This is a genomic window from Kitasatospora sp. NBC_01539, from assembly GCF_045040525.1.
GTDB lineage: Bacteria > Actinomycetota > Actinomycetes > Streptomycetales > Streptomycetaceae > Kitasatospora.
In genome coordinates, this window is record NZ_CP109390.1 from 661,725 (window position 1) to 674,081 (window position 12,357).

The following is a 12,357-nucleotide window of genomic DNA, read 5'->3' on the forward strand; positions in this document are numbered from 1 at the left end:
ACTGCACCTTTCACATCCGGAAGACGCCGTAGCCGCGGGCGCCCTCGACGGGGCCGCTGTGCACGGCGGACAGGCAGAGGCCGAGCACGGTACGGGTGTCGCGCGGGTCGACGACGCCGTCGTCGTAGAGGCGGCCGGAGAGGAACGCGGGCAGCGACTCGGCCTCGATCTGCTGCTCGACCATGGCGCGGATCGCGGCGTCGGCGTCCTCGTCGTAGGGGCGTCCCTTCGCGGCGGCGGACTGGCGGGCGACGATGGAGAGCACTCCGGCGAGCTGCTGCGGGCCCATCACGGCCGACTTGGCGCTCGGCCAGGCGAAGAGGAAGCGCGGCTCGTAGGCCCGCCCGCACATGCCGTAGTGGCCGGCGCCGTACGACGCACCCATCAGCACCGACAGGTGCGGCACGCGGGAGTTGGCGACGGCGTTGATCATCATGGCGCCGTGCTTGATGATGCCGCCCTGCTCGTAGGCCTCGCCGACCATGTAGCCGGTGGTGTTGTGGAGGAAGACCAGCGGGATGTCGCGCTGGTTGGCGAGCTGGATGAACTGCGCGGCCTTCTGCGACTCGGCGCTGAACAGCACGCCCTGCGCGTTGGCGAGGATGCCGACGGGGTAGCCGTGCAGGGTGGCCCAGCCGGTGGCGAGGCTGGTGCCGTAGAGCGGCTTGAACTCGTCGAAGTCCGAGCCGTCGACGATCCGGGCGATCACCTCGCGCGGGTCGAAGGGCACCCGGAGGTCGCCGGGGACGATGCCGAGCAGTTCCTCCTCGTCGTGGGTCGGCGGCTCGGCGGCGGTGTCGGGCAGCGGGCCGTGGCGGCGCCAGTGCAGGCGCCTGACGATGCGGCGGGCGACGCGGCACGCGTCGGGCTCGTCCTCGGCGACGTGGTCGGCGAGGCCGGAGGTGCGGGCGTGCATGTCGGCGCCGCCGAGGCGCTCCTCGTCGGCCTCCTCGCCGGTGGCCATCCTGACCAGCGGCGGCCCGCCGAGGAAGACCTTCGCCCGGTCGCGGACGAGCACGGTGTGGTCGGACATGCCCGGCACGTACGCGCCGCCGGCGGTGGAGTTGCCGAAGACGACCGCGACGGTCGGGACGCCCGTGGCGGAGAGCCGGGTGAGGTCGCGGAAGAGCGCCCCGCCGGGGATGAATATCTCCTTCTGGCTGGGCAGGTCGGCGCCGCCGGACTCGACGAGGTTCACGAGGGGCAGGCGGTTCTGCAGGGCGATCTCGTTGGCCCGCAGGGCCTTGCGCAGCGTCCACGGGTTGCTGGCGCCGCCGCGCACCGTGGGGTCGTTGGCGGTGACGACGCACGTCGTGCCCTCGATCACGCCGATGCCGGTGACGAGGCCGGCGCCCACCGGGTACTCGCTGCCCCAGGCGGCGAGCGGGGAGAGTTCGAGGAACGGCGAGTCCGGGTCGACGAGCAGTTCGATGCGTTCGCGGGCGAGCAGCTTGCCGCGGGTGCGGTGCCGCTCGACGTAGCGCGGGCCACCGCCGGCCAGGGCCTTGGCGTGTTCGGCGTCGAGGGCGGCGAGCTTCTCCAGCATCGCGGCACGGTGCGCGGCGTGGTCGGGGCCGCCGGGGTCGAGGCGGCTCGCGAGGACGGTCACAGGAGGGCCTCCGGGATGTCGAGGTGCCGGGAGCGCAGCCACTCCCCCAGCGCCTTGGCCTGCGGGTCGAAGCGGGCCTGCGAGGCGACGCCGTCACCGAGCAGGCCGGGCAGGGTGAAGTTGACGGCGCGCAGGTTCGGGAGCAGGTGCCGTTCGACGGCGAGCCCCGCGGTCTCGGGCAGCAGCCGGCGCAGCACGTCCTCGGTGAGGGTGTGGGCCAGCCACCGCCAGGCGTCCTCGGTGCGCACCCAGACGCCGAGGTTGGCGTCGCCGCCCTTGTCGCCGCTGCGGGCGCCCGCGACGAGGCCGAGCGGGGCGCGCCGGGTGGGTCCGTCGGGCGGCGGGGCGGGCAGCGGCGGCGCGGGCAGCGGCACCGGTGCACGGGTGAGGGCGGGCGGGGCGATCGCGAGGCGGCGGCCGTCGGGCAGCACCGCGGTGTGCGGCACGCTCCCGGCGTCGAGGTACGCGCTCTCGAAGACGCCGTACGGGGTGCCCGGCCCGGGCGGCGCGGTGAGGTGGAAACCCGGGTAGGAGGCGAGGCCGAGCTCGACGGCGGCGGCGCCGACCGCGCGGCCGACCGCGCGCTCGTCGGCGTCGCGGACGGTGAGCCGCAGCAGTGCGGACGCCGTCTCCTCGGTGTCGGCGTCGGCGTGGTCGGTGCGGGCGAGGGTCCAGCGGAGGTCCGCGGGCGGTTTCGCGAGGCCGGCGGCGAGCTGACGGCGCACCAGGTCGGCCTTGGCCTCGATGTCGAGGCCGGTGAGCACGAACACGACCTCGTTGCGCCAGCCGGCGAGCCGGTTGAGCCCGACCTTGAGGGTGGGCGGCGGCGCCTCGCCGCGCACGCCCTCGATCCGCACCCGGTCCGGGCCCTGCTGGGTGAGCCGTACGGAGTCGAGGCGCGCCGTCACGTCCGGCCCGGCGTAGCGGGGGCCGGCGGTCTCGTAGAGGAGCTGGGCGGTGACGGTGTCGACGGTGACGGCGCCGCCCGTGCCGGGGTGCTTGGTGACGACGCAGCTGCCGTCGGCGTGGATCTCGGCGAGCGGGAAGCCCGGGCGGGGGTCGGCCTGCACGCCGAGGTGCTCGCGGAACGCCGAGTGGTTGCCGCCGGTGGCCTGGGCGCCGCACTCCAGGACGTGCCCGGCGACGACGGCCCCGGCGAGCGCGTCGTGGTCGTCGGGGGTCCAGCCGAAGTGCGCCATGGCGGGCCCGGCGACCAGGGCGGCATCGGTGACGCGGCCGGTGACGACGACGTCGGCGCCGCCGCGCAGGCAGGCGGCGATCCCGGCGGCGCCGAGGTAGGCGTTGGCGGCGAGCAGGCCGGGCCGGGGGCCGAACTCGGCGGCCCGGTCGAGCAGGTCGTCGCCGAGCACGTGGCCGATCTTCAGGTCGAGGCCCTGCCGGGCGGCGAGCGCGCCGACCGCCTCGGCGAGTCCGGCGGGGTTGAGGCCGCCCGCGTTGACGACGAGGCGGACGCCTCGCTCGGCGGCGAGGGCGAGGCAGGTCTCGGCCTGCCGCAGGAACGTCCTGGCGTAGCCGAGGGCGGCGTCCTTGAGTCGGTCGCGGGCGAGGATGAGCATGGTGAGTTCGGCGAGGTAGTCACCGGTGAGGACGTCCAGCGGCCCGCCGGTGAGCATCTCCTCGAACGCGGCGAACCGGTCGCCGTAGAACCCTGACGCATTGCCGATCCGCAGCACGGCCCGCCTCCCCTGCCCTGGTCGTGGAGCAGCGTGGCACCGGACCCGGGATAAATCAAGCATGCATGCTTGTTTTCAGGCGCACAGCAGCGAGGGCGATGCCCAGGAGCCGTGACGGGACGTCATGGTCGGCGATCGGAAGCCGTGGTCGGCGGATCGCCGGCCGCGCCACGCCGAGTGCCGAGTGACGAGCCGGGCCACGACGGGCGGAACCCGGCCAGGCGTGTCGGAACTACCGGAGACGTGTCGCGGTCCGGACGAGGTCGGCGACGGCTCTGGACCGGCTGTGCGGCGGCCAGGCGATCACGGTGGTGACCGGGGGCGCGTCCAGCACGGGCACGGCGGCCAGGTCGCCGTGCAGTTGGGCTCGACACGACTGCGGTGAGACCGCGCAGGCCCGGCCGAGCGCGACGAGCTGCAGCAACTGCGCGTGGTCGCGGACCTGCGGGCCGGGGCCGGGCCGGTAGGTGCCGTCGGGCTCGGGCCAGCGCGGCAGGGGCAGACCCGGCAGCCCGGTGATGTCGGCCATGTGCACATGGGTCCGGGCGGTGAGCGGATGCCCGGCCGGCAGGACCACGACCTGGCCCTCCGTGCTGAGCTCCTCGGTGTGGAACCCGGCCGTCGAGTCGAACGGCCGGTGCAGCAGCGCCACGTCGGCCCGGCCCTCGCGCAGGAGTCGTGCCTGCTCGGCCGGGCCGCACAGGATGACCTCGACGGGAACCGCGCCGGGTTCGGCGGCATACGCGTCGAGCAGCTTCGCCAGCAGTTCGCTGGACGCGCTGGCTTTCGTGACCAGGACCAGGCCGGGACGGCCGGTCGCGGGCAGGGCGGCGCGGCGGGTCCGCCGCTCGGCGGCGTCGACCGCGTCGAGGGCCGCCCGGCCCTCGGTCAGCAGCACCCCGCCGGCCTCGGTCAGCGTGACCGTGCGACTGGTCCGGTCCAGCAGCGCCGCCCCGAGCCGACGTTCGAGCTGCTGGATCGCCCGCGACAGAGGCGGCTGCGCGATCCCGAGCCGCTGTGCGGCACGCCCGAAGTGCAGCTCTTCGGCGACGGCGACGAAGTACCGCAGTTCCCGGGTCTCCATGCCGCCACGGTACCGGATCGATACCCGGGCGGTATCGTTGCCCACCCGATCGGTCTTGGACCCCCGCCGAGGTCCGAGGGCAGCATGGTTCCCATGAGCGAACGAACGATTGCGCTGGTCACCGGCGCCAACAAGGGAATCGGCTACGAGATCGCCGCGGGCCTCGGTGCACTCGGCTGGAGCATCGGCGTCGGCGCCCGCGACGAACAGCGCCGCGACGCCGCGGTGGAGAAACTGCGCGCGGCCGGCGTCGAGGCGTTCGGCGTGCCCCTGGACGTGACCGACGACGCGAGCGCGACCGCCGCCGCACGGCTGATCGAGGAACGGGCCGGACGCCTCGACGTGCTCGTCAACAACGCCGCCGTCACCGGCGGCATGCCGCAGGAGCCCACCCGGGTCGATCCCGCCACCATCCGGACGGCCGTGGAGACCAACGTGATCGGCGTCGTCCGCGTCACCAACGCGATGCTGCCGCTGCTGCGCCGCTCCGCCTCACCACGGATCGTGAACATGTCCAGCACCGTCGGATCCCTCGCCCGGCAGTCGGGACCCGCTGCCGAGCAGACGGCGGGTCCGGTGTCCGCGGCCTACGCGCCGTCGAAGGCGTTCCTGAACGCCGTCACCCTCCAGTACGCCCGGGAACTGAGCGGCACGAACATCCTGATCAACCTCGGCTGCCCCGGCTACGTCGCGACCGACCTCAACGGCTTCCGCGGCGTGCGCACCCCCGCACAGGGCGCGGCGATCGCCGTCGAACTCGCGACCCTGCCCGACGACGGCCCGACCGGGCAGTTCTTCGACGACGCCGGCGTCGTTCCCTGGTGATGCGCAGGACCGGCATCGCCGGGCCTGTACAGCCGGTGACGGAACCGGCCCCGACCCGGCGCGGGCGTGGTCGGGGCCGGTTCCGCTCCGGCCGTTTCACGGACCGTCACCCGCACCCTCCCGGTGAGGCGGTGCGGATCCGGGGTCAGGAGGGCCACTCCGGTGCGCAGATGGTCGCGTCGAGCGCGTCGAGGAGCACCTGGGCGGGCTGGGAGGCGGGCGGCTTGCCGTACACGGCGGCGACGACCCGTCGGCGCATGCCGGGCATCCGTTCGAGCCTGACCCCGGGGTGCCGGTTGGCGAGGAGGGTGAGCCCGGGCAGCAGGCTGACGCCCAGCCCGGCCGCGACGAGCGCCTGGACGGCGACGTAGTCGTCCGTCTCGAACTCGACGACCGGCGAGAACCCGGCCCGGCCGCAGGCCGCGACGAGGTTCTCGCGGCAGCGCTCGCACCCGGCGATCCAGCGGGTCTCGGCGTAGGTGGCCAGCTCCTCCCGGGGTCCGTCCCAGGAGCGGTCGGCCGGGGTGACCATGTACAGCGGTTCGTCGAGCAGCGGTGTCATGGTGGTGTCGCGCCGGTCGCGCTGGGGTTGATCGCCGTGCTCGAAGATCAGCGCCACGTCGACGTCGTTGTTGCGCAGGGCGCTGAGCGCGTCCGGTGGTTCGGCTTCGACGAACGTCAGCTGGATGCCGGGGTGTTGGGCGGAGATGCGGGCAGCCGCGAGTGGCACCAGGGTGGCCAGCGCCGAGGGGAAGGCGGCCAGGCGGACCCGGCCGGCGCGCAGCCCGGCGAGCTCGTCCAGTTCGGCGTGCACCGATTCGACCTGGGCGAGGATCGCCTCGGCGCGGTCCACCAGCAGCCGGCCGGCCTCGGTGAGCCGGATGCCGCGACCCATCCGCTGCAGCAGCGGCACACCCGCTTCGGCCTCGAGTTTGGCGAGTTGATGACTCACCGACGGCTGGGCGTAGTGCAGGGCCTCGGCGGCCGCGGTGATCGAACCTTCACGGGCGACGGCCACCAGCACACGGAGCCGACTCAAGTCGATCATGTGTAAATCATAGCCTGCGTCGATGAAAGCCTCGAAAAAGCGCATTGGACCGCCACCGGGCCTGCTGGAAGGGTGAGTTGAGACGCAGATGCGAGAGATCCCGACCGCGGACCCCGCCGTCGACGATCTCGCCCCCCCTCAGCGTGCCCGCCCCTCGGGCACGGAAAGGAGATGCTGCATGACCACGGCTGCGAATCCGCCGTCGCGACCGGTGTCGGTGAGCGACACCGCGGCACGGACCCTGGCGAACGCCACCAAGAGCGTTCCGCAGATGGCCTCCATCACGCCCCGCTGGCTGGTGCACCTCATGTCCTGGGTGCCGGTCGAAGCCGGTATCTACCGCGTGAACAAGGTCGTCCACCCCGAGTCGGTGCGCATCGAATGTGACAACTTCGACGAGTCGCCGCTGCCCGACACCTTCGTCGACTACGCACGGGAGCCCCGGGAGTACCGGCTCAAGGCCGTCCAGACCGTCCTGGACATCCACACCCGGATAGCCGACCTCTACTCGAGCCCGCACGACCAGACCGCCCAGCAACTGCGCCTGACCATCGAGGCGGTGAAGGAGCACCAGGAGGGCGAGCTGATCAACAGCCCGGAGTACGGGATGCTGAGCAGCGTCGCCGACACGCAGCGGATCTCCACGCTGACGGGACCGCCGACGCCGGACGACCTGGACGCCCTCATCACGAAGGTGTGGAAGCAGCCGGCCTTCTTCCTCACCCACCCGGAGGGGGTCGCCGCGTTCGGCCGGGAATGCACCCGGCGCGGTGTGCCGCCGGCGACGGTCAGCATGTTCGGCTCGCAGTTCCTGACCTGGCGCGGCCTGCCGATCATCCCGTCGGACAAGGTCCCGCTGGAGAACGGCAGGACGAAGTTCCTGCTGCTGCGCACCGGTGAGTCGCGCCAGGGCGTGGTCGGCCTGTTCCAGCCCGGACTCTCGGGCGAGCAGGGGATGGGCCTGTCGGTGCGCTTCATGCAGATCGACCGGAGTGCCATCGCCTCCTACCTGATCTCCCTGTACTGCTCGCTCGCGGTGCTGACCGAGGACGCGCTCGCGGTGCTCGACGACGTCGAGGTGGACAAGTTCCATGACTACGCCCCCGTTTACCGGTGACGAAGCCGCCCCGGCGTGGCTGCCGGACGAGGCGACACTGAGCCGACTGGCCGGGGAGTTCTTCCGGGCACTCCCCGGGCAGTCCCCGGAACCCGGGCCGCCGGCCCCCGACGGCCGGTCGGGGTGGCCGACGCCGACCGGCCTCCCGGCCGCGGACCCGCCGCCCCCGGCGCCGACCGCCGGGATGAGCCGACCGGCGGGGCCGCCACCGACCAGCGCCCCGGCCACCTACGCGGCGAGTGCGCCCGGTGCCGCCGGACCCACTCCGGAGCTGCCCGCGCTGCCGGTGACACCCGCGCCGCCGCCGGTCGCGGCGCTGCCCGCACCGGCCCCGGCCCAGCCCTCGGCCACCGGGCCGTACTACTTCCTGACCGAGGCACCCGGCTACCCCGCGAAGGCGCCGGCGCTTCCCGGCTTCGGGCACCTGGGGCTGCCGCCCCTCGTCGAGCCCGCGGCGCCGGTGGCCACGGCCTCGCCGTACTACTTCGTCCGGGAGCCCGAGGCCACCGGCACGGCCGCCGCACCGGTGGGGCTGCCGTTCGACCGGCACCCGGCCTTCGACGTACGGGCGGTCCGCCGGGACTTCCCGATCCTGTCCGAACTGGTCAACGGCCGCCCGCTGATCTGGCTGGACAACGCCGCGACCACGCAGAAGCCGCGCGCGGTGATCGACCGGCTGGTCGAGTTCTACTCGCGGGAGAACTCCAACATCCACCGGGCGGCCCACGAGTTGGCCGCCCGGGCGACGGACGCCTACGAGGGCGCGAGGAACACCGTCGCCCGGTTCGTCGGAGCGGGTTCCGCCGAGGAGATCGTGTTCGTCCGGGGCACCACCGAGGCGATCAACCTGGTGGCGAAGGCGTGGGGGCCCCGGCACATCCGGGCGGGGGACGAGATCGTCATCTCCCACCTGGAGCACCACGCCAACATCGTGCCCTGGCAGATGCTGGCGGAGCAGACCGGTGCGGTGATCAAGGTGATCCCGGTCGACGACGACGGGCAGCTGCTGCTCGACGAGTACGCCGCGCTGCTGTCCGACCGCACCAGGCTCGTCGCGGTCACCCAGATGTCCAACGCGCTCGGCACCGTCGTGCCGGTCGAGCAGGTCATCGAGATCGGGCACCGGGCCGGGGCACGCGTCCTGGTCGACGCGGCGCAGTCGGTTCCGCACCTGCCGATCGACGTCACGGCGCTGGACGCGGACTTCCTGGTCTTCTCCGGGCACAAGCTGTTCGGGCCGACGGGGATCGGGGTGCTCTACGCCAAGCGGGAGGTCCTTGAGGACATGCCTCCGTGGGAGGGCGGCGGCAACATGATCACCGACGTCACCTTCGAGCGGTCCGCCTACCAGCCGCCGCCGGGTCGTTTCGAGGCCGGCACCGGCAACATCGCCGACGCGGTGGGGCTGGCCGCGGCCATCGACTACGTCGGGCGCATCGGCCTGCCGAACATCGCCGCCTACGAGCACACCCTGCTCGAACACGCCACCGAAGGACTGCGCGGCGTGCCCGGGCTCCGGCTGGTCGGCACGGCCCGGCACAAGGCGAGCATCGCCTCGTTCGTCCTGGACGGCTACGAGCCGACCGAGGTCGGCACGGCGCTCAACAAGGAGGGAATCGCGGTGCGTTCGGGCCACCACTGCGCGCAGCCGATCCTGCGCCGCTACGGCCTGGAGGCCACCGTCCGGCCGTCGTTCGCCTTCTACAACACGCACGAGGAGGTGGACACGCTGGTCTCCGTGGTCCACCGGCTCGCGGAGCGCCGCGACCGGCGCCGCTGACCCGTGCCCCTCGACGGCCCGGACCGCACCACGGTCCGGGCCGTCGTCACATCCCGCCCCGGCTCACCCGGCCTCACCTCCACCTCACCCCCGCCTCACCCCCGCCTCGCCCGCGCGGAAGGCGCGCCGGTAGGCGGCGGGTGTGGTGCGCAGGGCCTCGTGGAAGCGCCGGCGCAGGTTGACGGCCGAGGAGAGGCCGACCCGGCGCGCGATGGTCTCCACGGGCAGGTCGGTCTCCTCCAGCAGCGCCCGGGTGGCGGCCAACCGCCGGTCCAGCAGCCAGCGTCCGGGGCTGATGCCCAGTTGCTCGGTGAAGCGTCTGGTCAGCGTGCGGGCCGAGACCTGGGAGTGGACGGCCATCTCGGCGACGCTGACCGGCTGGTCCAGCCGCCCGGCCAGCCACTCCAGCAGCGGGGCCAGCGAGTCGGCGACCGGGCCGGAGGTGGGCAGTTCGGCGTACTGCAGCTGGCAGCCCTCCCGGTGCGGCGGCATCACCATCTGCCGGGCGATCCGCAGCGCGTGCGCGGCGCCCTGGTCGGTGCGCACCAGGTGCAGGCAGAGGTCCACGCCGGCCGCGGATCCGGCGCTGGTGGCGACGTCGCCGTGGTCCACGTACAGCACTGCGGGGTCGACCCGGACCCTTGGGTACCGGGCGGCCAGCTCGGCGGCCCGGGCCCAGTGGGTGGCGGCCCGCCGGCCGTCCAGCAGTCCGGCGGCGGCGAGCACGAAGGCGCCCGAGCAGATGCCGACGATCCGCGCGCCGCGCCGGTGCGCTCCGCGGACCGCCTCGGCCACCGCGGGCGGCACCTCGGCTCCGGCCGGCTGCTGCCAGCCGGGCACCAGCACGGTGTCCGCGCGCTCCAGCGCGTCCAGGCCCGCGGTGACCAGCAGGTCGTAACCGACCCGGGTGCGCACCGGACCGGGGTGCTCGGTGCAGACCTCGAACGTGTAGCGGTCGGGGACCGCCGGACCGTGGTCGCCGAACACCTCGGTCGCGCAGGCCAGCAGGAACGTCGACTGCGGGGGCTGCAGCAGGGCCACGACCCGGTGCAGCGCAGGGGACCTCGGCGGCGGACGAAGCGTCATGGCGCGAAAGTACCCCATCATGTCGTTCCGGACACTGGGGCACCCGATTGGTCCAGACCAGTATCGGTGCTGTGACCACCGACCAGACCCGGACACGGCTCCGGCAGCAGACCCGACAGCACACCCCGACGACCCCGACCGATCCGCCGGCCCCCCGGCCCCCGGCCGGACCCCCGCTGTGGGACCGCCGCTTCACGCTCTACTTCACCGCCCGCACGGTCTCGCTGGTCGGCGACGCCATGATGCCGGTGGCCGCCGCACTCGCCGTCGGCGCGCTGTACGGGATCTCCGGCGTCGGCATCGTCCTCGGCACCTGGACCGGGACGGTCGTCGCCCTGGTCCTGTTCGGCGGGGTGCTCGCCGACCGCATCGGCGCGCGCCGGATGATGGTCGGCGCGGACCTCGCCCGGGTGCTCACCCAGGGCGCGCTGGCCGCCGCGTTCTTCGCCGGGACGCCGCCGCTCTGGCTGCTGGTGACCATGGCGGCCCTGGCCGGGGCGGCCACCGCGATGTTCCAGCCGGGCGTCAACGGGATGGTCCCGCTGATCGCCCGCGATCCGCAGCGGGCCAACGCCACGCTCAAGGTGGCCGACGCGCTCGCCCAGCTGCTCGGCCCGGCCCTGGCGGGACTGCTGATCGCCGTGACCGGCGCCGGGACGGTGTACGCGATCGACGCCGGCACCTTCCTGCTCAGCGCCCTGTGCCTGGCTCTCATCCGGCTCACCCCGGCCGACGCCGCCTCCTCCGCCCGCCGGGGCGGCTCGCTCCGACGCGATCTGCGCCAGGGCTGGCACGAGTTCCGCGCACGCACCTGGATGTGGGCGGTGATCCTGATCTGGGTGGGCTACGGCGTCCTGCTCTTCGGCCCGCTCGTGCCCCTCGCCTCGGCGCTGGTCGGCGAACGGCTCGGCCCGAACGCCTACGGCCTGGCGGTCTCCTTCCTCGGCGTCGGCACGGTGCTCGGCGGTCTGCTGGCGCTCCGGCTGCGCCCCGCCCGGCCACTGGCCGCCGGCGCGGTGGCGATGGCGCTGTACACCGTGCTGCCGCTCTGCGTAGCGCTGGACACCGGCCTGCCGGTCCTGCTCGCGGGCCACGTCCTCGGCGGCGCCGCCTGGGCGTTCTGGTCGGTGATGTGGGCGACCAGCGTGCAGACCCACACCCCGCCCGCGGTCCTCAACCGGGTCACCGCGTACGAGCTGGCCGGCTCGGTGTCCGGGATCGCGCTCGGCCAGATCCTGGCGGGGCCGGCCACCGCGCTGGCCTCCCCGCAGCGGCTGCTGCTCGTGTCGGCAGGCGCCTGCCTGGCGGGCTGCGTGGCCCTGTTCGCGACCCCGGCGATCCGCACGCTGCGCCGCGCCGCCCCCACGGGCGGCCACGAGCCGGGGACGCCGGACGGCCCGGACGGCGGATGAGCCGACGCTCAGGGCCGCGCGGAACCCGGTGAGGGGTCACCGAGGTTAGCCGCGGAGACATACACCGTGTCGGTCGCCCGGTCGAAGTGCAGTTGCGCACTGTCCGCCCTGACGAGCGACGTGTCCAGCTCGCCGTCCCGCACCCAGGACGCGCTGGGGGGCAGGAACGGCGCGAGCGGCGCGGGGACCTGCCAGCCGGCGTACCCCGGTCCGGGCGTGGCTCCCTGCAACGGCGGTGACAGCTCCGGGGTCATCGGCCGCTCGCCGAGCAGGCGCGCCACCTGTCCCGAAGCCAGGTGCGCCACGATGTCGTAGAAGTAGTCCGTCGGCCCGATCGGAAGCCGGTCCCCCGGCACGGCGGATGAGGTCCGCAGCCAGTGGGTGGAGACGACCGGCCCGAGCAGCACGAGCGCCCGCCCCACCCACGTGAGGTCCGTGGACACCTCTGGAGGCTTGTCCGCCTCCGCCGCGTCGAGCCCGTCGGACTCCCGCTTCAGCCACACCCCGCCAACCACCAGTGACACCGCAACTGCGGCACCCGGCAGCAGGAACCCTCTGCGTCGCACTCAACTCCCCCCTCGCCGATCGGCCCATTCGACCACGCCGACAGCACGGGGTCCAGGCTGCGGCCTCGGTCTCGGCCCTCGCCGGACACGCCGTCACCACCGCGGCACAAGCCCGCCGCTACCGACCGGCGTGCCC

At 73.9% G+C, this 12,357-nt stretch carries 10 protein-coding genes; 4 read left to right on the top strand and 6 right to left on the bottom strand.

Going from position 1 to position 12,357, the window contains the following annotated elements; genetic code table 11:
* Positions 1-10: 10 nt before the first annotated feature.
* The 3 genes from OG335_RS02880 to OG335_RS02890 all read right to left on the bottom strand — a co-directional run bounded on the left by OG335_RS02880 (position 11) and on the right by OG335_RS02890 (position 4,387).
* A complete protein-coding gene (locus OG335_RS02880) occupies positions 11-1,609 on the bottom strand; it encodes an acyl-CoA carboxylase subunit beta (protein WP_405009366.1) in 1,599 nt (532 codons plus the stop codon).
* On the bottom strand, positions 1,606-3,366 hold the full coding sequence (locus OG335_RS02885; RefSeq protein ID WP_405009367.1) for an acyclic terpene utilization AtuA family protein: 1,761 nt from the start codon (positions 3,364-3,366) through the stop codon (positions 1,606-1,608). The genes OG335_RS02880 and OG335_RS02885 overlap by 4 nt, the downstream gene beginning before the upstream one ends.
* Before the next feature lie 169 nt (positions 3,367-3,535).
* Positions 3,536-4,387, bottom strand: coding sequence for a LysR family transcriptional regulator (locus OG335_RS02890; protein WP_405009368.1), 852 nt, complete (start codon positions 4,385-4,387; stop codon positions 3,536-3,538).
* 93 nt (positions 4,388-4,480) lie between these two features.
* Between OG335_RS02890 and OG335_RS02895 the strand changes: the two genes are divergently transcribed.
* A complete protein-coding gene (locus tag OG335_RS02895; protein WP_405009369.1) occupies positions 4,481-5,212 on the top strand; it encodes an SDR family NAD(P)-dependent oxidoreductase in 732 nt (243 codons plus the stop codon).
* A 145-nt stretch (positions 5,213-5,357) separates the two neighbouring features.
* On the opposite strand, the gene OG335_RS02900 is transcribed toward OG335_RS02895, so the two are convergent.
* Complete coding sequence (locus OG335_RS02900; protein WP_405009370.1) at positions 5,358-6,260, bottom strand: LysR family transcriptional regulator; 903 nt, start codon at positions 6,258-6,260, stop codon at positions 5,358-5,360.
* Positions 6,261-6,438: 178 nt separating this feature from the next.
* Between OG335_RS02900 and OG335_RS02905 the strand changes: the two genes are divergently transcribed.
* Positions 6,439-7,377, top strand: coding sequence for a family 2A encapsulin nanocompartment shell protein (locus OG335_RS02905; protein WP_405009371.1), 939 nt, complete (start codon positions 6,439-6,441; stop codon positions 7,375-7,377).
* Entirely contained in the window at positions 7,352-9,157 is a 1,806-nt protein-coding gene (locus OG335_RS02910) for a family 2A encapsulin nanocompartment cargo protein cysteine desulfurase (RefSeq protein ID WP_405009372.1), read from the top strand. Before OG335_RS02905 ends, OG335_RS02910 begins: the two co-directional genes overlap by 26 nt.
* Positions 9,158-9,241: 84 nt before the next feature.
* Here the strand turns inward: OG335_RS02910 and OG335_RS02915 are convergent, their stop codons facing one another.
* On the bottom strand, positions 9,242-10,243 hold the full coding sequence (locus OG335_RS02915) for a GlxA family transcriptional regulator (RefSeq protein ID WP_405009373.1): 1,002 nt from the start codon (positions 10,241-10,243) through the stop codon (positions 9,242-9,244).
* Positions 10,244-10,314: 71 nt separating this feature from the next.
* Between OG335_RS02915 and OG335_RS02920 the strand changes: the two genes are divergently transcribed.
* Entirely contained in the window at positions 10,315-11,655 is a 1,341-nt protein-coding gene (locus tag OG335_RS02920) for an MFS transporter (protein ID WP_405009374.1), read from the top strand.
* An 8-nt stretch (positions 11,656-11,663) separates the two neighbouring features.
* Here OG335_RS02920 and OG335_RS02925 read toward each other — a convergent pair whose 3' ends face one another.
* Positions 11,664-12,098: a hypothetical protein gene (locus OG335_RS02925; protein WP_405009375.1), complete on the bottom strand. Its 435-nt coding sequence runs from the start codon at positions 12,096-12,098 to the stop codon at positions 11,664-11,666.
* Between the last annotated feature and the right edge of the window lie 259 nt (positions 12,099-12,357).

Bases quoted from the DNA above. Each gene is read 5' to 3' on its own strand.
- OG335_RS02885 (WP_405009367.1), bottom strand. From the start codon at position 3,366: ATGCTTGATTTATCCCGGGTCCGGTGCCACGCTGCTCCACGACCAGGG.
- OG335_RS02890 (WP_405009368.1), bottom strand. From the start codon at position 4,387: ATGGAGACCCGGGAACTGCGGTACTTCGTCGCCGTCGCCGAAGAGCTG.
- OG335_RS02895 (WP_405009369.1), top strand. From the start codon at position 4,481: ATGAGCGAACGAACGATTGCGCTGGTCACCGGCGCCAACAAGGGAATC.
- OG335_RS02900 (WP_405009370.1), bottom strand. From the start codon at position 6,260: ATGATCGACTTGAGTCGGCTCCGTGTGCTGGTGGCCGTCGCCCGTGAA.
- OG335_RS02905 (WP_405009371.1), top strand. From the start codon at position 6,439: ATGACCACGGCTGCGAATCCGCCGTCGCGACCGGTGTCGGTGAGCGAC.
- OG335_RS02910 (WP_405009372.1), top strand. From the start codon at position 7,352: ATGACTACGCCCCCGTTTACCGGTGACGAAGCCGCCCCGGCGTGGCTG.
- OG335_RS02915 (WP_405009373.1), bottom strand. From the start codon at position 10,243: ATGACGCTTCGTCCGCCGCCGAGGTCCCCTGCGCTGCACCGGGTCGTG.